This window comes from Crossiella sp. SN42 (genome assembly GCF_023897065.1).
Taxonomy (GTDB): Bacteria; Actinomycetota; Actinomycetes; order Mycobacteriales; family Pseudonocardiaceae; genus Crossiella.
This window is the reverse complement of sequence record NZ_JAMHIV010000024.1, coordinates 140544-165061: the sequence shown is the minus strand read 5'-3', so window position 1 is coordinate 165061 and position 24518 is coordinate 140544. Positions and strand designations below refer to the sequence as shown.

22 protein-coding genes are annotated in these 24518 nt (G+C 71.7%); 8 read left to right on the top strand and 14 right to left on the bottom strand.

The genetic code is table 11. The annotated features are described in order from the left end of the window. Positions 1 to 2 precede the first annotated feature (2 nt). Positions 3 to 959: a substrate-binding domain-containing protein gene (locus M8C13_RS27910; RefSeq protein WP_252483698.1), complete on the bottom strand. Its 957-nt coding sequence runs from the start codon at positions 957 to 959 to the stop codon at positions 3 to 5. A gap of 146 nt (positions 960 to 1105) precedes the next feature. Here M8C13_RS27910 and M8C13_RS27905 point away from each other — a divergent pair, with 146 nt between their 5' ends. Then, positions 1106 to 2107 carry a LacI family DNA-binding transcriptional regulator gene (locus M8C13_RS27905; RefSeq protein ID WP_252483679.1) on the top strand — a complete coding sequence of 334 codons (1002 nt, stop codon included), beginning with the start codon at positions 1106 to 1108 and terminating at the stop codon, positions 2105 to 2107. Here the strand turns inward: M8C13_RS27905 and M8C13_RS27900 are convergent. Continuing rightward, a complete protein-coding gene (locus M8C13_RS27900) occupies positions 2101 to 3237 on the bottom strand; it encodes a GTP-binding protein (protein ID WP_252483678.1) in 1137 nt (378 codons plus the stop codon). The two genes, M8C13_RS27905 and M8C13_RS27900, sit on opposite strands and share 7 nt — an antisense overlap. A gap of 63 nt (positions 3238 to 3300) precedes the next feature. Here M8C13_RS27900 and M8C13_RS27895 point away from each other — a divergent pair, with 63 nt between their 5' ends. Further along, positions 3301 to 4059: a sugar phosphate isomerase/epimerase gene (locus M8C13_RS27895; RefSeq protein WP_252483677.1), complete on the top strand. Its 759-nt coding sequence runs from the start codon at positions 3301 to 3303 to the stop codon at positions 4057 to 4059. A gap of 1 nt (position 4060) precedes the next feature. Here the strand turns inward: M8C13_RS27895 and M8C13_RS27890 are convergent, their stop codons facing one another. Beyond that, positions 4061 to 5071, bottom strand: coding sequence for an extracellular solute-binding protein (locus M8C13_RS27890; protein ID WP_252483676.1), 1011 nt, complete (start codon positions 5069 to 5071; stop codon positions 4061 to 4063). A 350-nt stretch (positions 5072 to 5421) separates the two neighbouring features. Between M8C13_RS27890 and pdhA the strand changes: the two genes are divergently transcribed. The 3 genes from pdhA to M8C13_RS27875 are packed head-to-tail and all read left to right on the top strand — an operon-like array spanning position 5422 to position 9026. Further along, positions 5422 to 6651 (top strand): pyruvate dehydrogenase (acetyl-transferring) E1 component subunit alpha, encoded by a 1230-nt coding sequence (gene pdhA, locus M8C13_RS27885; RefSeq protein WP_252483675.1) that lies wholly within the window; start codon positions 5422 to 5424, stop codon positions 6649 to 6651. Next, positions 6651 to 7673, top strand: a complete 1023-nt coding sequence (locus M8C13_RS27880; RefSeq protein WP_252483674.1) for an alpha-ketoacid dehydrogenase subunit beta — start codon at positions 6651 to 6653, stop codon at positions 7671 to 7673. Before pdhA ends, M8C13_RS27880 begins: the two co-directional genes overlap by 1 nt. Before the next feature lie 9 nt (positions 7674 to 7682). Next, positions 7683 to 9026 carry a dihydrolipoamide acetyltransferase family protein gene (locus M8C13_RS27875; RefSeq protein ID WP_252483673.1) on the top strand — a complete coding sequence of 448 codons (1344 nt, stop codon included), beginning with the start codon at positions 7683 to 7685 and terminating at the stop codon, positions 9024 to 9026. On the opposite strand, the gene M8C13_RS27870 is transcribed toward M8C13_RS27875, so the two are convergent. The 8 genes from M8C13_RS27870 to M8C13_RS27835 all read right to left on the bottom strand — a co-directional run bounded on the left by M8C13_RS27870 (position 9023) and on the right by M8C13_RS27835 (position 18895). Continuing rightward, positions 9023 to 9649, bottom strand: coding sequence for a phosphatase PAP2 family protein (locus tag M8C13_RS27870; RefSeq protein ID WP_252483672.1), 627 nt, complete (start codon positions 9647 to 9649; stop codon positions 9023 to 9025). The genes M8C13_RS27875 and M8C13_RS27870 overlap by 4 nt on opposite strands. Then, the gene (locus M8C13_RS27865; RefSeq protein ID WP_252483671.1) at positions 9627 to 10811 is read right to left on the bottom strand and encodes an MAB_1171c family putative transporter; all 1185 of its coding nucleotides are present in this window, start codon (positions 10809 to 10811) and stop codon (positions 9627 to 9629) included. The genes M8C13_RS27870 and M8C13_RS27865 overlap by 23 nt, the downstream gene beginning before the upstream one ends. A 3-nt stretch (positions 10812 to 10814) precedes the next feature. Then, positions 10815 to 11405 (bottom strand): ImmA/IrrE family metallo-endopeptidase, encoded by a 591-nt coding sequence (locus tag M8C13_RS45555; protein WP_252483670.1) that lies wholly within the window; start codon positions 11403 to 11405, stop codon positions 10815 to 10817. Then, positions 11402 to 11833, bottom strand: coding sequence for a helix-turn-helix transcriptional regulator (locus M8C13_RS27855; RefSeq protein ID WP_252483669.1), 432 nt, complete (start codon positions 11831 to 11833; stop codon positions 11402 to 11404). Before M8C13_RS27855 ends, M8C13_RS45555 begins: the two co-directional genes overlap by 4 nt. 255 nt (positions 11834 to 12088) lie before the next feature. Further along, positions 12089 to 13222 carry a GAF domain-containing sensor histidine kinase gene (locus M8C13_RS27850; protein WP_252483697.1) on the bottom strand — a complete coding sequence of 378 codons (1134 nt, stop codon included), beginning with the start codon at positions 13220 to 13222 and terminating at the stop codon, positions 12089 to 12091. Between the two features lie 8 nt (positions 13223 to 13230). After that, positions 13231 to 16419, bottom strand: a complete 3189-nt coding sequence (gene cydD / locus M8C13_RS27845) for a thiol reductant ABC exporter subunit CydD (protein ID WP_252483668.1) — start codon at positions 16417 to 16419, stop codon at positions 13231 to 13233. Further along, the gene (cydB, locus tag M8C13_RS27840) at positions 16416 to 17396 is read right to left on the bottom strand and encodes a cytochrome d ubiquinol oxidase subunit II (protein WP_252483667.1); all 981 of its coding nucleotides are present in this window, start codon (positions 17394 to 17396) and stop codon (positions 16416 to 16418) included. Before cydB ends, cydD begins: the two co-directional genes overlap by 4 nt. Before the next feature lie 11 nt (positions 17397 to 17407). Next, positions 17408 to 18895, bottom strand: a complete 1488-nt coding sequence (locus tag M8C13_RS27835; RefSeq protein ID WP_252483666.1) for a cytochrome ubiquinol oxidase subunit I — start codon at positions 18893 to 18895, stop codon at positions 17408 to 17410. 193 nt (positions 18896 to 19088) lie between these two features. Between M8C13_RS27835 and M8C13_RS27830 the strand changes: the two genes are divergently transcribed. Then, positions 19089 to 19562: a hypothetical protein gene (locus M8C13_RS27830; protein WP_252483665.1), complete on the top strand. Its 474-nt coding sequence runs from the start codon at positions 19089 to 19091 to the stop codon at positions 19560 to 19562. Positions 19563 to 19767: 205 nt separating this feature from the next. Continuing rightward, positions 19768 to 20337 (top strand): hypothetical protein, encoded by a 570-nt coding sequence (locus tag M8C13_RS27825; RefSeq protein ID WP_252483664.1) that lies wholly within the window; start codon positions 19768 to 19770, stop codon positions 20335 to 20337. A 106-nt stretch (positions 20338 to 20443) separates the two neighbouring features. Here the strand turns inward: M8C13_RS27825 and M8C13_RS27820 are convergent, their stop codons facing one another. From M8C13_RS27820 to M8C13_RS27810, 3 genes are read right to left on the bottom strand one after another with little or no spacing between them, the layout of a single operon-like run. Next, a complete protein-coding gene (locus tag M8C13_RS27820) occupies positions 20444 to 21091 on the bottom strand; it encodes an IclR family transcriptional regulator (RefSeq protein WP_252483663.1) in 648 nt (215 codons plus the stop codon). An 8-nt stretch (positions 21092 to 21099) separates the two neighbouring features. Then, positions 21100 to 22293, bottom strand: a complete 1194-nt coding sequence (fahA, locus tag M8C13_RS27815) for a fumarylacetoacetase (protein WP_252483662.1) — start codon at positions 22291 to 22293, stop codon at positions 21100 to 21102. Beyond that, the gene (locus tag M8C13_RS27810) at positions 22290 to 23180 is read right to left on the bottom strand and encodes a hypothetical protein (protein ID WP_308202869.1); all 891 of its coding nucleotides are present in this window, start codon (positions 23178 to 23180) and stop codon (positions 22290 to 22292) included. The genes fahA and M8C13_RS27810 overlap by 4 nt, the downstream gene beginning before the upstream one ends. A gap of 69 nt (positions 23181 to 23249) precedes the next feature. Here M8C13_RS27810 and M8C13_RS27805 point away from each other — a divergent pair, with 69 nt between their 5' ends. Continuing rightward, on the top strand, positions 23250 to 24437 hold the full coding sequence (locus tag M8C13_RS27805; RefSeq protein ID WP_252483661.1) for a homogentisate 1,2-dioxygenase: 1188 nt from the start codon (positions 23250 to 23252) through the stop codon (positions 24435 to 24437). Positions 24438 to 24518 lie beyond the last annotated feature (81 nt).

Here is a 24518-nt window from a genome sequence, read left to right as displayed (position 1 = left end):
GCTCAGCCCCAGCAGTTCTGCAGGCCCCAGGCGGTGTCCTTGCTGTCGATGCCGGGCATGGGCTTGTCCGCGATCACGGTGGTGCCGGTGTCGGTGAAGCCGCTGGGCTTCTTGCCGCTCTTGGTGAACTCGACCCCGGCCTTGACGCCGTCCTCGGCCATCTTCTTCGGGAACTGCATCACGGTGAGCGCGTACTTGCCGTCCTTGACATCGCGCACGCCCTGGCAGCCGCCGTCGATGGAGCCGACCACGACCTTGTCCGCGAGGCCCTTCGCTTGCAGCGCGGCGAAACCGCCGCGGGCCGCGGGCTCGTTGATGGTGTAGACGGCGTTGACCGAGGTGGCGCGCTGGAGCAGGTTCTCCATGGCCTGCTGGGCCTTGTTCTGGTCGCCGTTGGTGGCTTCCTTGCCGAGCACCTTCGGGTCGGTCTCGGTCAGGCCGAGGCCCTCCAGGAAACCCTTGTGCCGCTGCTCGTCCACGGTGCCGCCGGGGCTGCCGTCGAGCATCAGCAGCTGCGGGGCGCGCTCACCGAGCGCGGCCTTGACGTACTGGCCCTGCAACCGGCCGGCCTGGGTGTTGTCGGTGGCGAAGGTGGCGTCGACCGCGTCCTTGGGGTCGGTCTCGGTGTCCAGGGCGATCACCAGGATGCCCTTCTCCCTGGCCTTCTTGATCGCGCCGAGGATGCCGGTGGAGTTGCTGGGCGTGACCAGGATGGTGTCCACGCCCTGCTGCACCAGGTTCTCCAGCGCGGCGACCTGGCCTTCGTTGTCGCCGTCGAACTTGCCGGCCAGCGCGATCAGCTCGGCGCCGTCCTTGCCCGCCTGGGCCTTGGCCGCCTCGCGCAGGGCGACGAAGAACGGGTTGCTGTCGGTCTTGGTGACCAGCCCGATCTTGACCTTGCCGTCGTCGTTGCCCCGGCCATCGGTGGCCTTCTGGCTGGAACAGGCAGTGCCGGCCATGGCGATGGCGCCGGTGGCGAGCAGTGCGACCAACTGTGGACCTCGTCGTCCCATGGCTGCCTCCAACAAGCGTGTGGCGCGCAACGGTAGTGAGCGGGTTCACTAGCGGCAAGCGTTTGCGCAAGCGCTTGCGGAAGGTGGAACCGATGGTGACCATGCGGGACGTCGCCGAGCTGGCCGGCGTGTCGATCACGACGGTGTCGCACGTGGTCAACGGCACCAGGACGGTGGCCGAGGAGACCAGGGCCAGGGTGCTGGACGCGGTGGCCAGAACCGGCTACACCGGCAACGCGATCGCCCGCTCACTGGTCACCGGCGGCACCCGCTCGCTGGGGGTGGCCATCTCGCTGGTGGCCAACCCGTACTTCGCCGAGCTGATCCAGGCGGTGGAGAGCGAGGCCAGCGCGGCCGGGTTCACCCTGCTGCTGATCGACACCCACGACGAGCCCTCCGCCGAGCAGGCCGCGGTGCGCGCGCTGCGCTCCCGCCGGGTGGACGGGCTGCTGCTGACGCCTTCGGCCGGGGCCTCCGGGGCGCTGCTGCCGGAGCTGCGGCAGCTGGGCACGCCGGTGGTGCTGATCGACCGGCTGCCCAGCCACGGGCTGCTGGACCAGGTGGGGCCGGAGAACGCGGGCGCGGCCGCGGCGCTGGTCGGGCACCTGGCCGAGCTGGGCCACCGGCGGATCGGGCTGGTCAGCGGGGCGGCCGGGCTGACCACGACCAGCGAGCGGGTGCACGGGTACCGGCTCGGGCTGGGCCGGGCGGGGTTGCCGGTGGACGAGTCGCTGGTGGTCTCCGGTGAGTCGGCGATCGGGCCGGCGGGGACCGCGTTGCGACGGTTGCTGGCGCTGCCGGAACCGCCGACGGCGGTGGTCACCGGGAACAACGCGATGCTGGTCGGGGTGTTGCGCACGCTGCGCGAACTGGGCTTGCGGGTCGGGCGGGACCTGGCGCTGGTGGGTTACGACGAGGTGGAGTGGGCGGATCTGGTGGATCCGCCGCTGACCACGATGGCGCAGCCGGTGGAGGAGATCGGGCGGACCGCGGTGCGGATGCTGCTGGCCCGGATCGCCGAGCCGGAGCGGGCGCCGCGCACGGTGCGGCTGCCCGCCCGGTTCGTGCACCGGCGGTCCTGCGGCTGTCAGTGAGTGTGCAGGTCCTCGATGTTCCACTGCGGCAACGGGTCCGGCAGTTCGCGCCAGGCTTCGGGGCCGGCGGCGAGTTCCTCGTCGGTGAGCAGGGCGGGGTCCAGGCGCAGGTAGGGCTCGTCGGGGCGCATGTGCTGGCCGATGAAGACGACTTCCTGGCCGCGCGCACTGTCCACACTCGACCACAGGGCGGCGGGGTCGATGGTCAGGTTGGGACCTGCCTGGGACCACAGGGCCATGATCTCGGGGCGACTGGCGATCCAGCAGAAACCCTTGCTGCGCAACAGGTTTGTCCAGTCGGCGAGGGCTTCGGCGAGGCGGGCGGGGTGGAAGGGGCGGGTGGCGCGGTAGGTGACGCTGCTGATGCCGTACTCCTCGGTCTCCGGCAGGTGGGTGCCGGAGAGCTCCTGGGCCCAGCCGGGGTACTGGGCCGCGGTGTCCGGGTCGTAGCGGCCGGTGTTGAGGATCTCGCTCGGCGCGATCACGCCGTGCTGGGTGCGCAGGCGGCGGGCGCCGGGGTTGAGTTTGGTCAGCAGGTCTTCCAGTGCGCCGAGCTCGGCCGGGGTGACCAGGTCGGTCTTGTTGATGATCAGGGTGTCGGCGAACTCGACCTGGTCGATCAGCAGGTCGGCGATGCCGCGTTCGTCGTCCTCGGTGGCGGCGATGTCGCGTTCGGCGAGGGCCTGGCCGTCGCGCAGTTCGGCCAGGAAGGTCGAGGCGTCCACCACGGTGACCATGGTGTCCAGCCGGGCCACGTCGGCCAGGCTGGTGTTGTCCTCGAAGGTCCACTCGAAGGTCGCGGCCACCGGCATGGGCTCGGAGATGCCGGTGGACTCGATCAGAATGTGCTCGAAGCGGCCGTCCTTGGCCAGCTCGCCGACGGTGTCCAGCAGGTCGGCGCGCAGCGTGCAGCAGATGCAGCCGTTGGTCAGCTCGACCAGGCGTTCCTCGGTGCGGTCCAGCCTGGCCTTGGCGGCAACCAGGCTCGCGTCGATGTTGATCTCACTCATGTCGTTGACCACCACCGCGACCCGCAGGCCCTCTCGGTTGGCCAGCACGTGGTTGAGCAGCGTGGTCTTGCCGCTGCCGAGGAAGCCGGAGAGCACGGTGACGGGAATCCTGACAGCCATGGTTGTGAATGATAACGGTTATCGTTAGCGTCGGTGCCCGGTGGTTGAGTCGAGGGAGGGCTTGTGATCGTTCCTGGTGTGGTGTCGGTGACCTTCCGGCAGCTGGCCGCGACCGAGGTCGTGGAGCTGACCGCGGCGGCCGGGTTGTCGGCGATCAGCTGGGCCGGGGACGTGCACGTGCCGCTCGGCGAGCTCGGCACCGCACGGGCGGTGGGCGCGGCCACCACCGCGTCCGGGCTGTCGATCGAGGGCTACGCCTCCTACTTCGACGCTGGGGACAGCGAGCCGGCCGTGTTCGACGATGTGCTGCGCACCGCGGTCGCGCTGGGCGCGCCGACGATCCGGGTCTGGGCGGGCAAGCGCACGCCGGAGGACTCCGATGCCGCGCACCGGGCGCGGGTGGTCAGCGAGCTGGTGCGGTGCGCCGAGCTGGCCGCGAGCGAGGGGGTCCGGGTGGCGGTGGAGTTCCACGTGCACACGCTGACCAAGACGCTGGACTCGGCGGTGAAGCTGTTCGCCGAGGCGGGCCACGAGAACCTGGTGCCCTACTGGCAGCCGAGGGAGCTGCCGGAGGTCGCGGAGTGCCTGACCGAGGTGCGCGCGCTGCTGCCCTCGGTGACCGCGGCGCACGTGTTCTCCTGGGGCGCGGACGGCTTCGACGAGCGCCTGCCGCTGGACGCGCGGCCCGACCTGTGGCAGCCGGTGCTGGCCGAGCTGGCCGCGGACGGGGTCACCCGGCACGCGCTGCTGGAGTTCGTGGTGGACGACGATCCGGCGGTGTTCCGGCGGGACGCGGCGACCCTGCTGAGCTGGCTGGGCTGAGTCAGCTCAGGCCGAGCTCGGTCAGCAGCTTCGTCGAGTCCTGCACGCTGACCAGGCGGTTCAGGTTGAGGCCCGGGCCCTTCAGCTCCTTCAGCGGCGGCAGCTGGTGCTTGGTCGAGCTGATCCCCTGGCGCACCGGGTACTCGGCCAGGTGGTCGGCGAAGAACTGCTGGGCCGGGGTGGAGAGCAGGAACTCCACCGCCTGGCGGGCCGCGGTCACCTCGCCGCCACGCAGCACTCCCGCGCCGGCGATGTTGACCAGCGCGGCCGGGTCGGCGCCGGTGACGTGGTGCAGGCGGGCGCGCATCTTGGCCACGCCGACCTCGGCGGACTTCTCGTACCAGGCGTAGTGGTTGATCAGGCCCAGTGGCACCTCGCCGCGGTCCACCGCGTCCAGCAGCGGCCGCTGGGCCTGGTACCGGCGCGGGTTGTTGGCCTTGAAGCCCAGCAGCCAGCGCCGCGCGTCCTCCTCGCCGCGCAGCACCCGCAGCGCGGTGACGAAGGCCAGCCAGGACGGGTTGCCCGGCACGTAGCCGATCTTGCCCCGCCAGCGCCGCTGGACCAGGTCGTCGGTGCCGCGCGGGATGTCCGGCTCGGCCACCTGCTTCGGGTCGTAGGCGATCACCCTGGCCCTGGCCGAGGTGCCCACCCAGTGCCCGCTGACCGAGCGGTAGGCCCCCGGCACGGCCTGGCGGAGCTCGTCGGGCAGCTCGGCGAGCAGGCCCTTGCTCTCCAGCAGGCCGAGGGTGCCCGCGTCCTGGGAGAGGAACAGGTCGGCCGGGCTGTCCTGGCCTTCGGCGATCAGCTGCTCGGCGAGCTTGCCGGTCTCGCCGTAGCGGACGTCCAGCTTCACCCGGACGGCCTGCTCCAGCTGGCTGAGGATCGGCCCGATCTGCTGCTCGGTGCGTCCGGCGTAGACCACCAGCGTGCGCACCGGGGCGGCGGCCGGGGAGGTGGACCGCGGGGCGGGTTGCTCGGCCGCGCAGGCGCACAGCGGCATGAGGATGCCCACTATCGCCAGGCAGGACCAGGTGGTTCTGCCCCGTGTCCGTGGACGGAGCTGGGTCATGTGGTCTCCCGCCGAGTCAGCCGACACCCCTGAGCAAGGTAGGGGGATCGTCGGATGTTGCCCAGGGTGGGTGTCCAGTCGCGCTGAGTTCTTGATCAACCTGTCACCGGACCCCTTCCGGTGTGCCGAGGCTCACTGGGATGGGTGAGCGCGTGTCAGGATGGAGCCAGCGACCCGTCAGCGCCGACGGCCGAGCGCGCCATCTCAACCAGGTGGTGGCGACGATCGACGGCGCCGTCGCACCCGACCGTCACAAGCGGTCGGGCGGCCTTGTAGACGAGGAGAATGACGCCATGTCGTCGCCGGAGTACTGGACGCAACCCCGCGCGGGTGAACCGGACGCGCCCCATCCCGGAGTCCCCGCCGCCACCGCAGCCCGACCGACCGCGGAGCAGGTCATCGCGGGCCTGCGGGAGACCGATGCGGGTGGCGCCGACCTGGTGCAGCTGCTGACGCCGGAGGGCGAGCGGGTGCACCACCCTGATTTCGACATCGACATCACCGCCGAGGAGCTGCGCGGCCTGTACCGGGACATGGTGCTGGTGCGCAGGGCCGACCGGGAGGCCAACGCGCTGCAGCGGCAGGGCCAGCTGGGCATCTGGGTGCCGCTGCTGGGCCAGGAGGCCGCGCAGATCGGCGCGGGCCGCGCGCTGCACCCGGCCGACATGGTGTTCCCGAGCTACCGGGAGCACGGGGTGGCCTGGTGCCGGGGCATCGACCCGGCGCAGATCCTGAGCATCTTCCGGGGCACCGACCACGGCTCGTGGAACCCGCTGGAGAAGCGGTTCCACCTGTACACCATCGTGATCGGCAACCAGTGCCTCAACGCCACCGGCTACGCGATGGGGCAGAAGTTCGACGGCGTGGTCGGCGACCCCGACGGCGAGGCCACCATCGTCTTCTTCGGCGACGGCGCGACCAGCCAGGGCGATGTGCACGAGGGCATGGTCTGGTCGGCGGCCTACGACGCGCCGGTGGTGTTCTTCTGCCAGAACAACCAGTGGGCCATCTCCGAGCCGGTGGAACGCCAGACCAGGGTGCCGCTCTACCAGCGGGCCCGCGGCTACGGGTTCAAGGGCATCCGGGTGGACGGCAACGACGTGCTGGCCTCCCTCGCGGTGACCAGGTGGGCGCTCTCGGAGTGCCGCAACGGCAACGGTCCTGTGCTGATCGAGGCCTTCACCTACCGGATGGACGCGCACACCACCTCCGACGACCCGACCCGCTACCGGCTGGCCGACGAGCTGGAGATGTGGAAGCTCAAGGACCCGATCGAGCGGGTCAAGGTCTACCTGGTGCACCAGCAGTGGGCGGACAGCGAGTTCTTCGCCTCGGTGCAGGCCGAGGCGGACGAGCTGGCCGCGCAGCTGCGGGACAAGTGCGTGAACATGCCCGATCCCGCGCCCGCGCAGATGTTCGAGCACGTCTACAGCGAGCAGACCGCGCAGCTGGAGCAGCAGCGCGCCGACTACCTGTCCTACCTGGACGGTTTCGCGACGAGTGCACCCGGAGGTGAGCACTGATGGCAGCACCGACCATGGACCGGAACACCGAGACCAGCGTGCCCAAGACGCAGAAGGTCACCATCGGCAAGGCGCTCAACCTGGGGCTGCGGGCGGCGATGGACGCCGACCCCAAGGTGGTGGTGCTGGGTGAGGACGTCGGCAAGCTCGGCGGCGTCTTCCGGGTCACCGACGGCCTGCAGAAGGACTTCGGCGAGCAGCGGGTGATCGACACCCCGCTGGCCGAGTCCGGCATCATCGGCACCGCGATCGGCCTGGCGCTGCGCGGCTACCGGCCGGTGGCCGAGATCCAGTTCGACGGGTTCATCTTCCCCGGCTTCGACCAGATCGTCTCCCAGCTGGCCAAGCTGCACTACCGCTCGCGCGGGCAGATCAGGATGCCGGTGGTGGTGCGGGTGCCCTTCGGCGGCGGGATCGGCGCGGTGGAGCACCACTCGGAGTCGCCGGAGTCCTACTTCGCGCACACCGCGGGCCTGAAGGTGGTGGCCTGCTCCAACCCGGTGGACGCCTACTGGATGATCCAGCAGGCCATCCGCAGCGATGACCCGGTGCTGTTCTTCGAGCCCAAGCAGCGCTACCACGAGAAGGCCGAGCTGGACACCACGGTGACGCCCGGCCCGCTGTTCGCCTCCCGGGTGCTGCGCACCGGGTCCACGGTGACCGTGGCCTGCTACGGCCCGACCGTGAAGACCTGCCTGGCGGCCGCGACCGCGGCCGCCGAGGAGGGCCTGGAGCTGGAGGTCATCGACCTGCGCTCGCTGTCCCCGCTGGACCTGGGCCCGGTGTTCGAGTCGGTGCGCCGCACCGGCCGGCTGGTGCTGGTCAGCGAGGCGCCACCGGAGGCATCGATCACCTCGGAGATCACCACCAGGGTGCAGGAGGAGTGCTTCTACTCGCTGGAGGCGCCGATCCTGCGGGTCACCGGCTTCGACACCCCGTACCCGGCGAGCAAGCTGGAGGACGACTTCCTGCCCGACCTGGACCGGGTGCTGCACGCCGTCGAACGCTCGCTGGGCTGGTGAGGGGACACAATGCCGCAGTTCAAGCAGTTCCCCCTGCCCGACACCGGTGAGGGGCTGACCGAGGCGGAGATCCTGACCTGGCACGTCAAGCCGGGGGACACCGTCACGGTGAACCAGATCATCGTGGAGATCGAGACCGCCAAGGCCGCGGTCGAGCTGCCCTGCCCGTTCGCCGGGGTGGTCTCCGAGCTGCACGCGCAGCCGGGTGACACGGTGGAGGTCGGGGTGCCGATCATCACCGTGGACGTCGACCCCGGTGGCGCGGCCGCGCCCGAGGCGGGCGGCTCCGACGGCAAGATCGGCGAGGAGATGCCGGGCGGGCGGATCGCCACCCTGGTCGGCTACGGGCCGCGCACCGGGACGGCGAAACGCCGCCAGCGCAAGGGATCCACGCCCACCGCCGCACCCGCCGCCCCGGCCGCGGTGGTCGCGCCGGTCGCGCCGGAGCCGGTGGTCGCGCCGGAGCCGGTCGCCGGTGGTTACGTGCCGCTGGCCAAGCCGCCGGTGCGCAAGCTGGCCAAGGAGCTCGGCGTGGACCTGCGCGCGCTCAACGGCTCCGGCCGGGACGGCGTGATCACCCGCGAGGACGTGGAAGCCGCCGCCCGCAACGGTTCCGAGGTGTCCACTGTGGACACTCCGGGCTACGACCCGGCGACCCGGGAGCGCAGGGTGCCGGTGCGCGGGGTGCGCAAGGCGACCGCGCAGGCCATGGTGGACAGCGCGTTCACCGCCCCGCACGTGACCGAGTTCCTCACCGTCGACGTCACGCCGATGATGGAGCTGCGGGCGAAGCTGAAGAACCACCCGGAGTTCCGCGACGTCAAGATCACTCCGCTGGCCTTCGCGGCCCGCGCGGTGTGCCTGGCGGTGAAGCGGACCCCGGATGTGAACGCCAGCTGGGACGCCGCGGCCAACGAGATCGTCTACAAGTCCTACGTGCACCTGGGCATCGCCGCGGCGACCCCGCGCGGCCTGGTGGTGCCGAAGGTGCGGGACGCGGACGCGATGTCGTTGCGGGAGCTGGGTCTCGCGCTGGAACAGCTCACCGCCACGGCCAGGGACGGCAAGACCGCGCCCTCGGACATGGTCGGCGGCACGTTCACCATCACCAACATCGGCGTGTTCGGCATCGACACCGGCACGCCGATCATCAACCCCGGTGAGTCCGCGATCCTCGCCCTCGGCGCGATCAGGGACATGCCGTGGGTGGTGGACGGCCAGGTGGTGCCGCGCAAGGTCTGCCAGCTCGCGCTGAGCTTCGACCACCGGGTGGTGGACGGGCAGCAGGGATCCCAGTTCCTGGCCGACGTCGGCGCACTGCTGGCCGACCCGGCGATGGCGATCACCTTCTAGCCCAGCACCAGCTCCAGTCCCCAGTAACCACCACCACCGGCCAGGATCCCGACGGCGGCGCCGACGAGGACCTGGCCGGTGGTGTGGTCGCGCAGGGCCACCCTGGACCACATCACCCAGGCGGCGAGCAGGGCGGTCAGCCACAGCCAGGGGCCGTAGGTGAGCACCAGCATCACCACCGCGCCCGCGGCCACCGCGGCGTGCAGCGAGATCTTCCAGCGCGCGCCCAGGGTGATGGCCACGCAGACCACCAGCGAGACGAACATGGCCGCGGCCAGCGAGATCAGCTGGTGCGGGGCCTGCCCGAGGAACAGGATCAGCCAGCCGACCGAGAGCGAGCCCAGGCACAGCAGCAGCGGGACGGTGCGGCCCTCGCGGTTGTGCACGTGGTGGGTGTCGTAGCGGCCCGCCTTGGCGCCGCGCAGGATCACCAGCATCGGGATGACCGAGCCGGTGACGCCCACGACCAGGCCCCACAGCAGGGTCGGGCCGAGCTGGTGGCCGGTAGCGGGCCAGGCGACCAGCAGCGGCAGCGCGAGCACCCAGACCCAGGGCGCGAGCGCCTCGGTGGCGATCCGGGCGGCCAGTGGGCGGGCGGTGTCAGTGCTCGGCGGAGCGCTCATGTTGTTCGCTGACCTCGTTCAGGACGGTACGCACGATCGGGGAGCCGGTGAACGCGGCGGCGACCTTGCTCAGCCACAGCGGTTCGTCCTCATCCTCGCTGGTGTCGGGGTTGGTGAACACGACGGGGGCCTCGGTGCGCACCGGCAGGCCCTGCTCGAAGGCGCGCAGGCCGACCGCGATCACCGCGGCCTCGGCGACCGCCCGCAGCTCCTCGCCGGCCAGCCCCTGTTCCCGGCCGAGCTGCCGCGCGCGGTCGGCGACCTCCGGCAGCAGGTAGGGCTGGAGCGGGCCGATCAGCACGTCCCTGATCTCCACCACCCGGTTGTGCAGCAGGCCGGTGCTGTACCGGTGCGGACGGGCGAACACCAGCTGCGGGGCGGCCGCGGTGAGCGCGGCCCACAGCGGCTGGATCCGGCGCAGGGTCTGCCGGGCGGCCAGCCTGGGGCCGATCGGCGGCACGAGCACCCCGGCGATGATGGTGACCACCGCGACCAGCACGGTGAACGTGCCGATGCCGCCTGCGCCGTGCTCCTCCCAGGGCAGCGTCACGAAGATCGTCGCCACGCTGTAGAAGAGCTTGTGCGCCACGAACAACAGGCCGAACGCGCTGCCGATGCCGAGTAGCTTCACCCCGCGCCGCAGGTGGCGGCCGGGGATGTGCCGGGCGTTGCGCCAGGAGGACAGCACCACGTCCAGCAGCGCCCAGGCCAGGTAGAGGTCGAACACGACCAGGTACTCCACCACCCACGGGCGGTCGCCGTACTGGGCGTTGATCACCGGGATGCCCTCGGGCAGCGGGCCCAGCAGGTAGCAGACGACCAGGAAGACCTCGGCCATGACCAGCAGCACCAGGCGCGGCCTTGCCTTGCGCGGCACGGTGTCGTCGTCGTGGTGCAGGTGCAGGGTGAACGCGCCGAGCTGGTAGGCCGCGACCAGGGTGGCCAGGTGCTGGACGAGCTGTTGCAGCGCGGGCACCCCGATCAGCTCGACCAGCTGGTACTGGAAGAAGCCGATGAGCAGCGCCAGGTCGAGCCAGAACAGCGCCTGGCACATGGCGGCCACGCCGGAGCGCGGGTTCCGCCGCCAGGACCGCACCCAGTAGATCAGCGCCGCGGTCACCACGAGGAGAGCCAGGGCGTGCGAGATGCGCGCGACGATCACCGGTCAGTCCTCCAGCAGCGAGCGGTAGCGGCGGATGACGCGGTCCTGGTCCCGGTCGAGCGCGCCCGCGCCGCCGTGCAGCGAGCCCGCTCGTTCCTCGACGAGGTAGGCGAACAGCTCGGCCGCCCGCTCCTGCCGGTCGGTGTAGACGGTGCGCTTGGCCGCGCGCAGCACGGTGGCCGGATCGCCGGTGACCTCCGCCGCGGCCAGGTCGTCGATGGACTCGGTGCGGTGCCGCAGGCAGATGTGGCCCAACTCGTGCAGGATGACGTGCTGCTGGTGCATCGCGGTGGTGTCCTCGCGGTAGAAGAGGAAGTCCTGCTGGCTACCCGCGAGCCACATGCCGTACGGGAGCGGCTCGTGCTGGGCGCGGGCCTGTGCCACCACGTGCGGCGGGTAGGGCAGCACGGCGATCGAGCGCTGCCTGCGCGCCGCGACCAGCCGGACCAGTTCCCGCACGTCGAAGGGATCCGGCAGCTCCAGGCCGGTCACCTCCCTGGCCACCGCGGCCTCGTGCAGCACCGGTTCCCCCGTGTCCACCGTGGCCGGCCTGCCGCCCCGCCGCCACCACGGCCGTCCCCCCTGTCCGGTCACCGCGAGTCCGGTTCCGGTGTTTCCAGGTCCCTGACGTGGTCGATCATGGCCATGATCAGGTGCTGGTGCTGTGGGGACAGCTCGTCCACCCGCCGCAGCAGCACCTGGGACACCTCGCTGGCCGGCGCCCCGCCGGTGAGCTCGGCCCGGACCCTGGCATGGACCTGCGCGTCCATGAAGTAGCCGGCCGGCACGCCGAAGGCCTCGGCGAGCGCGCGGATGTGGCTGCCCTTGGGGTCGTCCCGCTGACCGTTGCGCAGCATCCAGATGTAGCTCTGCGTGATGGAACCGCCGTTCGCCCGGACCGCGGCCGCGATGTCCTCGTTGCTGAACATCCGGCCGTCGTCCCGCCTGCGCTTGTCGAACAGCAGGTTCAACGCCTCGGCGAAGGGCGGCAGCGCCTCACCGGCCTTGTCCCCAGTACCCACCTGGCCAGCCTACTTTCCACCCGGGTAGAGAAACAACGGCCGGGATCTTCACAGCTGTTGACATCGCTCGACACGATGTGATTACCTAGCGGTGCTTCAACGGTGGTGAAGACAGGGGGGAAATAACTCAACGACTGTGAATGTCGTTGACCGGCTTCACCACGGGGGAACCTTGGGGGGCCCTCGAACCCGTTGCAAGAACCGGCCGTGGCTCCGTTGGGTCCCCAGTCGAACGGAGCCACGGCCGTCCTCCGCTCAGGGCAGCGGCACTTCCCAGCTGACCGTGGTCCCGCTGCGCGGTGAGGAGGCCACCCGGCACCGGCCCCCGGCGGCGGCCGCGCGCTCCTCGATGTGCCGCAGGCCGCGCCGGGTGACCCCGCGCGGGATGCCGCAGCCGTCGTCGGCGACCTGCAGGCGCAGTCCATCGGCGTCCCGGTTGGCCCGCACCCACACCGAGCGCGCGCCGGAGTGCCGGACCACGTTGGACAGCGCCTCGCGCAGCGCGGCCCGCGCGTGGTCGGCGACCGCGGTGGGGATGTCGGTGAGGTCGCCGTTGATCTGGAGCTTCGGCTGCACGCCGAGCAGCTCGCCGGCGATGGCGATCTCGGCCTGGATGGAGTCGAGCAGGTCCGGCGCCCGGTCCGCGCCGTCCGGGTCGGCCGAGCGCAGGGTGCGCACGGTGGCCCTGACCTCGGCGATGGTCTTGTCCAGCTCGTCCACGGTGTCCGCGATCCGGTGCGCGTCAGCCTCGTCCAGCCGCCCGGCCAGCCTGCGGCCCAGCAGCTCCAGCTGCACCCCGGCGGCGTAGAGGCGCTGCACGATCACGTCGTGCAGGTCGCGGGCGATCCGCTCGCGCTCCTGGTAGACCGCGATCCGCTGGCGCGCGGTGGAGCCCTCGGCCAGCACTAGGGCCAGCCCGGCCTGCACCGCGAAGGAGTTGACCACGTCCACTGTGGACTGGGCGAACGGCTTGGCCCCCTTGCGCCGGTACACCGTGAGCGCGCCGAGCCGCTGCTCCCTGGTGCCGAACGGGGCCACCGCGAACGGCCCGTACCCGCGCAGCGCCCGGGGCACGAACGGCGCGGTCCTCGGGTCCGCGGTGAGGTCGTCCACCACCACCGGCACCCCGCTGCGGGCCACCCTGGCCGCAGTCGAGCGCGGGGAGAGCACGGCGCCGACCGGGTCCTCCTCGCTGCGCCCATGCGCGGCCTCCACGGTGAGCCCGCCGTCGTCGTTGCGCACCATGACCAGCCCCAGGTCCGCCTCGGCCAGCTCGGCCACCCGGCGGACCACCAGCGGCAGCACCGCGTCCGGGTCGTCGCCGGAGAGCGCGGCCGTGGTGATCTCGGTGGAGGCGGCCAGCGCGCGGGTGGCCAGCGAGGGGTCCATGACCAGCATCATGCCCCGACCCTGACCACCTGGTCGGCCCCGGCGGCCTCGGCGGCCCGGTGCGTGACGTGCACCAGGGTGCCCTCGGGCAGTTCGGCGCGGACCCCGGCCAGCACCCGGCGCGCGGTCGGCTCGTCCAGGTGCGCGGTCGGCTCGTCCATCAGCAGCACCCCGGTGCGCCGCGCGTACAGCAGCGCCCTGGCCAGGCCGAGCCGCTGCGCCTCGCCGCCGGAGACGGTGGCCCCGCCCACGCCGACCTGGGTGTCCAGCCGGTCCTGCCAGCCCTCCAGCGCCACCGCGCGCAGCGCCGAGCGCAGGTCCTCGTCGGTGGCCGCCGGGTCGCCGAGGCGGAGGTTCTCCCGGACGGTGGTGGAGACCAGCTGCGGGTCCTGCGGCGACCAGGCCGCGGCGGCCGGGATGGTGGCCTGGCCGTGGTCCGGGCGGAGGAAGCCGAGCAGCACGGCGAGCAGGGTGGACTTGCCCGCGCCGGAGGGGCCGACGATGGCGGTGTGGCTGCCGGGCGGCACGTGCAGCGAGAACTCGCGCAGCGCCGGGGCGGCGGAACCGGGCCAGCGCACGTCGATGTGGTCGAGCCGGATGTCCCCGGTCACGGCCGGTTCCGCCGCCGCGGCCGGCACCGGGGCGGACAGGTTGGTGTAGGCGGTGCGCAGTGGGCGCAGCCGCTGGGCCGCGGGCGGTAGCAGCGCGAGGGCCTCGGTCAGCGCCAGTGGCAGCAGCACCAGCACCGGGGCCAGCAGCGGGTTCAGCGCGCCGGCGGCCACCGCCTCGGCGGCCTGCGGCACGGCCAGCACGGCGGCCGCGCCGGTGCACAGGGTGAGGATGGCCTGGGCGAGGCCGTTGGCCAGGGCCTGGCGGCGGGACTGGGCGGCCAGCGCGCGGTCGGCCGTGCTGAGCGCGTGCTGACGGGGCTGGGCGGCGTTGTGCGCGAGCAGGTCGGGGGCGGCGGTGAGCAGGGTGAGGATGGACTGGGACAGGACGCGGCGGCCGTCGGCCAGCCTGCGGGTGGCCCGGCGGTCGGCCAGCACGGCGGTCAGCGGGGCCAGGGTGCCCGCGGCCAGCACGGCCAGGGCCAGGGTGAGTCCGGCGGCGGGCAGCACCAGGGCCTGGATGGTGATGGCCACCGCGGCGACCACCGCGGCCACGATCGGCGGGATGAGCACCCTGGGGATCAGGTCGCGGACGGTGTCGGTGTCGGTGACCAGGCGGTGCAGGCCGTCGGTGCGCGCGAGCGGTCCCCTGGCCACCAGGTCCCGCCACAGGCCGGTGCGCAGCTGGTTGGCGGTGCGGAAGGCGGCGTCGTGGGTGACCAGGCGTTCCAGGTAGCGCAGCAGCGCGCGGCCGAGGCCGAAGGTGCGCACGCCGACCACCGCGACCAGCAGGGTCAGCATCGGCGGCTGGGTGGAGGCCTTGGCGATCAGCCAGGCCGAGGTGGCGGTGAGCGCGATGCCGCTGGCCAGCGCGGTCGCGCCGAGCAACGCGCCCAGCAGCGAGCGACGGCTCAGCAGCGTCCACAAAGGACGGTGACGCGGGCGGTGAGGGTGTGGGTCCGCCCGCGCCACCGCGGGGCCGCCGAGGGGTGTCCCGGCGACGGGTTCGGGGGTGGTGTGCGAGATCAGCAGGACCGCCGCGCCGGCGGCCCTGGCCCGCTCGACCTCGGCCAGCACCGCGGTGGCCGCGGCCGGGTCGAGGTGCGCGGTGGGCTCGTCCAGCAGCAGCAGCCAGGCGCCGCGGCGCAGCCGGAGCAGGGCGCGGGCCACCGCGAGGCGCTGGCGCTCGCCCGCGGAGAGTTCGGCAGGCCGGTGGTTGAGCAGGTGGTCGATGCCGAGCCTGCGGGTGAGGTCGAGGATCTCCGCGATCCGGGGTGGCTCGCCGAGGTCCCTGGTGGCCTCGGTCAGCTCGGCGGTGGCCGAGTCGGCGGCGAACTGCGGGCGCTGCGGCACCCAGGCGAGCTGCCGCCGCCAGTCCTGTCCGTCCACTTCGGACAGATCGACGCCGTCGACGGTGATCCGGCCGCGGTCGGGTGCGCGGAAGCCGAGCAGCACGGCCAGCGTGGTGGACTTGCCGGTGCCGCTCGGGCTGTCCAGGCGCACCAGCTCGCCGGGGGCGACCGAGAAGGACAGGCCGTCGGGGGCGTCCCGGTCGCGGCGGCGCACGTGCAGGTCGGCCACGAACAGCCGGCCGCGGCCTGCCGGACGCTCGCCGGTGGCGGGCGCGGGTTCGGCCAGCACCTTGGCCACCCTGCGCACCACCTCCATGCCGTCCTCACTGGCGTGGTGCGCGGCGCCGACCGCGCGGATGGCCTGGTAGCACTCGGGGGCCAGGATCAGCACCAGCAGCCCGATCTCCAGGGTCAGCCCGCCCGCGGCCAGCCGGGTGCCGATGAGCACCGCGACCAGCGCCACCGACAGCGTGGCCAGCAGTTCCAGCGCCAGCGCGGAGGTGAAGGCCACCCGCAGCGTGCTGCCGACCGCCTTGCGGTGCGCCTCGCCGACCCGGCGGATCGACTCGGCCTGGGCCTCGGCGCGACGGAACGCGGTCAGCACCGGCAGCGCGCGGATGAGCTCGGCGGCGTGGCTGGACAACCGCAGCGTGGCGTCCGCGGCCTTGGCCGCCACCTCCGCGGTGTAGCCGCCGATGAGGATCGCGAACAGCGGCAGCAGCGGCACGGTCACCGCGACCACCAGCGCGGACGGCCAGTCCGCCCACAGGATCGCCGCGCCGACCAGCGGCGGCGCGACCGCGACGGTGACCAGCGCGGGCAGATAGCGGGTGAAGTAGTCGTCCAGGGCGTCCAGGCCCTTGGTGGCCAGGGCGGTCAGCGCGGCTGGGCCGCCGGAGCGCGCCGGGTCGGCGATCCACTCCGGGCCCAGCCGCAGCGCCTGGCCGAGCAGCGCGGTGCGCAGCTCCTCCTTGGCGCCCGCGGCGGCGCGGGCGGCCACGGTTTCGGTGGCCCAGGCCAGGACCGCGCGGGCGGCCACCGCGATGGCCAGCACGGTGAGCGGGATGGCCACCTCGAACCGGCCGGCCACGATCGCGGCCAGCGCGGTGGCCAGCCCCCAGGCCTGGGCGACCAGCGCGACCGCGGTGAGCGCGGCGAGCAGCGCGGTCACCGCCAGCGCGCGGCGGGCCGAGCGGGACAGCGCGGGCAGGGCGCCCAGCGGGCCACGAGTCCTCATGGCGCGTGCACCGCCGGGATGTGCCTGGTGCCGATGCGCTGCCGGAACACCCAGTAGGTCCAGGCCTGGTAGGCCAGCACCGCGGGGGTGCCGAAGGCGGCCACCCAGGTCATCACGGTCAGCGTGTACGGGCTGGCCGAGGCGTTGGCCACGGTGAGCGAGAACGCGGTGTCCAATGTGGACGGAAGAACGTCCGGGTAGAGCGAGCCGAACAGGGTGGCCACCGCGGCCGCGGCCAGCGCGCCGAGCAGCAGGAAGGCCTGGCCCTCACGTTCCAGCCAGAGCCGCCACAGCGCGAGTCCGGCCAGCACCAGCACAACCGCCCCGCCCAGCACCGAGAAACCGAGCAGCCCGACCAGCGGCAGCAGCGCGATCGGGCCGATGCCCAGCGCCAGTCTCCTTGCCCTGGCCCGGATCGCGCCCTCGGTCTTCAACGCGGTGAACACCGCGCCGTGCACCAGGCTGAACCCGGCCACCGCCAGCGCGCCGAGCAGGGTTTCCCAGCGCAGCAACGCGATCGGGCCGCCGACCAGATCACCGCGGGCGTTGATCGGCAGGCCCACCACGGTCGCGGTGAGCACCAGCCCCCAGCCCAGCGGCGGCAGCCAGGAGCCGAAGAAGATCACCCGGTCCCAGTTGCGCCGCCAGCGCGCGCTGTCCACCTTGCCGCGGTACTCGAAGGCCACCCCGCGCCCGATCAGCGCCAGCAGGATCACCAGGATCGGCAGGAACGCGCCGGAGAGCAGCGAGGCGTACCAGGACGGGAAGGCGGCGAAGGTCGCGCCGACCGCGACGATCATCCACACCTCGTTGCCGTCCCAGACCGGGCCGATGGTGTTGACCATGACCCGGCGCTCGGTCTCGGTGCGGCCGAGCACGCCGAGCAGCATGCCCACGCCGAAGTCGAAGCCCTCCAGGAACAGGTAGCCGAACCACAGCAGGGCGATGAGGACGAACCAGACGGTCGAGAGTTCCACTGTGGACACTCCTAGTAGGCGAAGGCCAGGACGTCTTCGGACTTCTTCTCGTCCTCGTCCGGCTCCTCGGGTTTGGGTGGCATCACCCCGGCGACACCGGCCATCGCGTAGCGGCGGAGCAGGAAGAACTCGACCGCGGCGAGCACGCCGTAGAGCGTGGTCAGCGAGATCAGCGAGATCAGCGCCTCGGTCGAGCTGATCGCGGAGACCGCCTGCGCGGTGTACATCCACACCCCGTCCACGCCGCTGGGGTTGGGCACCACCACGAACGGCTGGCGGCCCATCTCGGTGAAGATCCAGCCGAAGCTGTTGGCCAGGAACGGGGTCGCGATCCCGCCGAGCGCCGCCCAGACGAACCAGCGTCCCTTGGGCATGCGGCCCTTGCGGGTCAGCCACAGCGCCGCGGCCGAGGCGAGCGCGGCCAGCGCGCCGAAGCCGATCATCAGCCGGAAGCCCCAGTAGGTGACCGGCAGGTTGGGCACGTACTCGATCGGCTTGCCCGCGAAGGAACCCATCCTCGGGTCGTCCGGGTAGTTCTCGCCGTACTTGGCTTTGTAGATCTTGACCAGGTCCTCGACGCCCTTGACCTCGGAGTCGAGATCACTGTTGGCCAGGAAGGACAGCAGCGCGGGCACGGTGATGCTCTTGACGTTCTCGCAGTCCGGACGGGTCACGTCGCCGATCGCGAAGATGGAGAACCCGGCGGGTTTCTCGGTGTGGCACAGGGCTTCGGCCGCGGCCATCTTCATCGGCTGCTGCTCGAACATCAGCTTCGACTGGAGGTCCCCGGTGAGCGCGACCCCGGCGAAGGCGACCACGCCGACCCAGCCACCGAGCTTGACCGAGGCCCGCCACACCGGCGTGTCGGTGCCCACCCGCCGGGCCAGGTGCCACACCGAGACGCCGACCAGCAGCGCGGCGGCCACGGCGAGCGCGCCGAACATGGTGTGCGGGAAGGCCGCCAGCACGGTCGAGTTGGTCAGCAGGTCGCCGATCGAGCGCAGCTGCGGGCGGCCGTTGGGGCCGAGGATGGCACCGACCGGGTGCTGCATCCAGGAGTTGGCGGAGAGGATGAAGTAGGCCGAGGCGACCGTGGCCAGCGAGGCGGCCCAGATGCAGGCCAGGTGCACCCGCTTGGGCAGCCGGGACCAGCCGAAGATCCACAGCCCGAGGAAGGTCGACTCGACGAAGAAGGCCACCAGCCCCTCGATCGCCAGCAACGAGCCGAACACATCGCCGACGAACCGCGAGTACTCGCTCCAGGACATGCCGAACTGGAACTCCTGCACGATGCCGGTCACCACGCCCATGGCGAAGTTGATCAGCATCAGCTTGCCCCAGAACTTGGTCATCGCCAGGTACTTGGGGTTCCCGGTGCGGTGCCAGGCCGTCTGCATGCCTGCCACCAGCAGCGACAGACCGATGGTGAGTGGCACCATCAGGAAGTGGTAGACGGTGGTGATACCGAACTGCCAGCGTGCGATGTCGAGGACCTCCACGACTGCCAGCTTTCCGCGTACCCGCGCTGAACAGCAGGTACAGGGGTCCCCTCTCGTCCCGTCGAGGGTCCCGCGGTGGCGGGACCAAGGTCCCGGTGACCGGGTTCGCCCGGGCCAGGTTTCCACCGGAGTTGGCCATTGGCCACGGCAACCAGGAAATAACGCTCTTATCACTGGACGATAACGTGTCCGGATGGGCACCACGCTCACCGCGTTGCAGGCCAGCGAACGACTGCCGCTGCATTTCCGCGGGGAGAGCCAGGATCGACGGGTGATGATCGCGCAGGCCACTGCGGGCGCCCCGGCGCTCGGAGCGATCATGGTGACCACCGCCACCACCGACTCGGAACAGGAGAAGGCGCGCGCTCGGCTGTTGTGCGAACTGCTGCCCCGGCTTCAGCACGTGGAACGGGTGAGGCATGTCGTGCTGGAGAGCAGGGCGGGCGGCGACCGGTTCGACCGGCGCACGGACGAGCGGCTGCGCAAGACACATCGACTCACCGCTGACCTGCGGTTGGACCATGCCGGCAAACAGCTGGCGATGCTGTGGATCGCGGACTTCGTCGCCTCGTCCTACGTGGCGGCCACGCGGCACGGCGAGCTGAAACCGTGGGAGATCATCAACGGGGCACATCCGATCGAGATCACCGAACTTGCCCCCAGATAGCGCGAAGCCGGGGGTCCTGATCTCCGTCAGGCTCGTTCCCCGGCTCACTTCTGGCCGCGTCCGCGGACCGACCAGCTCTGACCTCAGCCTACACCAGGGAGAGGGGTCAGCGCAGACCGGGGAGGCTGACGTTTTCGCCGAACATGGCCATTAGCCACGATAACCGGAAAATAACACTCATATCACCAGGAGATAACGTATCCGGGTGCGCACCGCCCACATCGACGAAGCCGCTGCCCGCCTTCCGGACGGCAGGCGGCTCTACGTGGTCGCCGCAGTACTGAGCCACAGCGACGACCACGCCGCGATCATCAGCGCGCTCACCGCGTTGTGCGAGAAGGACCCGCTGCACTTCCGGAACGAGACCCAGGATCGTCGGGTGGTCATTGCGGAGGTGCTCGCGACGCTGCCGCTGCATGGCGCGGTCATGGCCACCACCTCGACCACCGACAGTGGGCAGGAGAAGGCGCGGGCGCGGTTGCTCTGTGATCTGCTACCTCGGCTGCAGCACGTGGAGCGGGTCGGGCACGTCGTGCTGGAGAGCCGGGCCGGTGGTGACCGGTTCGACCGGCGCACGCTCAACCGGCTGCGCATGGCGCGGCAGGTCAGTGCCGAACTCCGGCTGGATCACGCGGGCAAGAAGTCCGCTCTGCTGTGGACCGCGGACTTCGTCGCCTCGTCCTATGTGGCGGCGACCAGGCACAGTGAGCCGAAGCCGTGGGAGATCATCAATGGGGCGCATCCGATCGAGATCACCGAACTTGCCCCGAAATAGCGCGAAGCCGGGGGTCCTGACTTCCCTCAGGCTCGTTCCCCGGCTCACTTCTGGCCGCGTCCGCGGACCGACCAGCTCTGGCCTCAGCCTACACCAGCGGGCGGGGTCAGCGCAGGGCGACGGCGACCGCGGCGGCGGCGGCGACCACGTGGGGGCCTACCTCGTCGGCCTTGAGGGGTTCGAAGGAGACCACGCCGACGCTGGCTTGCAGGCCGGGGACGGCGCGGACGGGGGCGGCGACGCCGTGGGCGCCGGCTTGGAGTTCGCCGGAGCTGGCCACCCATTCGGGGCCGTCGGGCGGCAGGGCGATGGCGCGGCCGGCCGCGCCGCGCTGGATGGGGTGGCGGGTGCCTACCCGGTAGGCGACGTGGTAGGCGGTCCAGGAGGGTTCGACCACGGCTACGGCTTGGGCCTCGTTGCCGTGCACGACCGTCAGGTGGGCGGTGGCGCCGATCTTCTCGGCCAGGCCGCGCAGGGCCGGGAGGGCGGCGAAGCGGAGCTGGGGGAGGACCCGGCCCGCCAGCTGGAGGACGCCCAGGCCCAGGCGGACCCGGGAGCCTTCGCGGCGGACCAGGCCTCGCGCCTGGAGGGGGCCGAGTAGGCGGTAGATGGCTGCTCGGCTGGCGCCGATGGCGGTGGCCAGGTCGCTGATGCTGGGGGCCTCGGTGTCCGCGTCGGCCACCGCCTGGAGCAGGGCGAGCCCGCGTTCCAGGGTGAGTGAGCTCTCCCTGGCCGCTCCGGGCACCGCTCCCATTCCCGCTCCTACTCCGCGCTGACCACGGTGCCGGTGACCTCGCTCAGGCCCACCAGCGAGCCGCCGGGGCCCGGCGCGGTGGCGGTGAGCGCCACCGTGTCGCCGTCTGCCAGGAAGCTCCGTTCCGTGCCGTCGGCCAGGGTGATCGGCTCCTTGCCGCCCCAGGACAGTTCCAGGAAGCTACCGCGCTGGCGCTTCTCCGGCCCGGAGACCGTGCCGGAGCCGAACAGGTCGCCCGGTCGCACGGTGGCGCCGTTGACCGTCATGTGCGCCAGCTGCTGCGCCGCGGACCAGGACATGTCCCGGAACGGCGGCTCGGCCACCAGGGTGCCGTTCCAGTGCACCTGGAGGCGCAGGTCAAGGCCCCAGGGCTGGTCCTCGACCAGGTAGTCCAGCAGCGGGTTCGGCGCGGGCGGGGTGGGCACCCTGGCGTTGCTGAAGGCCTCCAGCGGGGTGATCCAGGCCGAGATCGAGGTGAGGAAGGACTTGCCCAGGAACGGGCCCAGCGGCACGTACTCCCAGGCCTGGATGTCCCGGGCGGACCAGTCGTTGAGCAGCACCACGCCGAAGAGGTGCTCGGCCGCCGCGGCGGTGGGCACCCTGGCGGCCACCGGGCCGCCGCAGACGAAGCCGACCTCGGCCTCGATGTCCAGGCGCTTGCTCGGCCCGAAGCCCGGCGCGTCGGCGCCCGGCGGGCGGCTCTGGCCGTGCGGGCGGACCACCTCGGTGCCGGAGACCACCACGGTGCCCGCGCGGCCGTGGTAGCCGACCGGCAGGTGGGTCCAGTTCGGCAGCAGCGGGTCGCCGTCGGGGCGGAAGATCCGGCCGACGTTCTCCGCGTGGTGCCGCGAGGAGTAGAAGTCCACGTAGTCGCCGACCCGGAACGGCAACAGCGAGGTCACCGAGGCCAGCGGCAGCAGGTCCGCGCCGCTGGGCGTGGCGGGCAGGTCGACCAGCTCGGTCAGCCTGGCCCGCAGTTCGCTCCACAACGGCCGTCCGGCGGCCAGCAGGTCGTCCAGGGTCTCCCCAGCCACCAGGGGCGCCAGGCGCTCTCCCAGGTCCAGTGAGCGCAGCGGAAGGGCGTGCTCGCCCACCCTGACCGCGACCACCGGGCCGGAGCCGGCGTCGATAACGCCGTAGGGCAGGGTCTGCGGCCCGAACGGCTCGTGCGCGGCGAAGGCCGGGTCCTCGATCCAGCTCACAGCAGGCCCAGCCCTTCCAGGTCCTCGACCGGTTCGGTCAGCGAACAGGAGCCGTAGGAGGCGAACACCCCGCGCACGGCGTGCGCGGCGGCCTCCGGCAGCGCCTTGGCCTCCGCGGCGAGCGCCTCGGGGTCGTCGCTGGTCAGCGCCTCCCGAGCGTCCTTGCCGGAGAGCGTGCGGGCGGTGGCGACCAGCAGGTTCAGGAAGCCGTGGTGGTTGAACCCGGTCTCCTCGTCCCGGTGCCGCAGCGCGTTGTGCAGACCCGCGGTGGCCTTGAACGGCACGCCGGTGGTGCTGGCCACGGTGAGGAAGTCGGCGACCTCGTCCACGCTGGGGAAGGCCTCCGGCGTCTGGCCGCCGCAGCGCAGCTTCGGCCAGCTGCCGTGCTCGGCCACCCGCCGCACGCTGTCCAGCCACTCGCTGCTGGTCCCGGCCTCGGTGTTCTGACTTGGGCGCCTGGGCTCGATGACCCGGATCACGTCCTCGGGCACGAACTCCGAGACGCGTTCCAGCCACACGTCGTCGACTTCCGACGGCGCGGGCATCTCGACCATGCGCAGGGCGAGCAGCTCGGTGCGGGACTCGACGATGGAGATGGCCTTGGGCACCGCGCTCAGACCGGTGTCGATCACCAGTGACAGACCCACCGGCTTCACCGGTTTGATCTTGATCAGCTCAGTGATCAGCTCAGGCAGCCTGGAGGCATTGCACAGGAAAAGGCCCACCACACCGGACCAGGACTCGGTCCTGGCCTGCAGGTGGTTGCGCAGCGCGTCCGCCATCGGGGCGTTGCCCGGTGGGAACAACGCCGCGTCGTCGACCAGCCTTGCGAGCAGGGGCGGTGTACCGCGCGGACCGGGCGCACGGAGCTCAGCGACGCTTGACACGGCTGACACGCTAGTGGTGTCCACGGAACCGAACAAAAATGTCCGGTCTCCGAACACCCGGAGGGAGCAATGCCTTACTACCGCGCGGTGGGTTCGATCCCCCAAAAGCGCCACACCCAGTTCCGCGATCCGGACGGCAAGCTGTACGCCGAAGAGCTGATGGGCGTGGAGGGTTTCTCCTCCGACTCGGCCCTGCTCTACCACCGGCACCTGCCGACCGCGATCGTGAACGCCGAGGTCGTGGCCGAATGGCGGGGCACGACCACGGCCAACCAGCCGCTCAAGCCCCGGCACTTCCGCACCCAGGAGCTGAAGTGGGACGCCCCGGCCGAGGTGGACGCGGTCACCGGACGGCGGCTGCTGTTCGGCAACGCCGACGTCGCGATCTGCTTCACCGCGCCGACCACGGCCAGCCCGCTCTACCGCAACGCCTTCGGTGACGAGCTGCTCTACGTGCAGACCGGCGCCGCGGTGATCGAGACCATCTACGGCCCGCTGGCCGTGGCCGACGGCGACTACATGGTCATCCCGACCTCCTGCACCTACCGGGTGGTGCCCCAGGGCGGCGAGCAGCTGCGGCTGCTCGTGCTGGAGGCCACCGGGCACATCGGGCCGCCCAAGCGCTACCTGTCCAACAAGGGCCAGTTCCTGGAGCACGCGCCCTACTGCGAGCGGGACCAGCGCGGGCCGACCGAGCCGCTGCTGGTGGAGGGCACCGACGTGGAGGTGCTGGTCCGGCACCGCACCGGGCTGACCAGGTTCACCTACGCCAACCACCCGTTCGACGTGGTCGGCTGGGACGGCTGCCTGTACCCGTGGGCGTTCAACATCCGCGACTTCGAGCCGATCACCGGCCGGGTGCACCAGCCGCCGCCGGTGCACCAGACCTTCGAGGGCCCGAACTTCGTGGTCTGCTCGTTCTGCCCGCGCAAGGTCGACTACCACCCGCTCGCGGTGCCGGTGCCCTACAACCACGCGAACGTGGACTCCGACGAGCTGATGTTCTACGTCGGCGGCAACTACGAGGCGCGCAAGGGCTCCGGCATCGGCATCGGGTCGATGTCGCTGCACCCCTCCGGCTGCACGCACGGGCCGCAGCCGGGCGCCGTCGAGGCCTCCCTCGGGGCGGACTACTTCGACGAGACCGCGGTCATGGTGGACACCTTCCGGCCGCTGGAGCTGGGCGAGGCCGCGCAGGACTGCGAGGACCCGCGCTACGCCTGGTCCTGGGCCAAGCGCGGACCCGACTGGACCTGAGGAAAACGGATACCGTCCGTTCCCTTTCGCAGCGTGTGCGGAAGGGGACGGACTGTCAGGGCGGGGCCCTAGGGTTCGGTC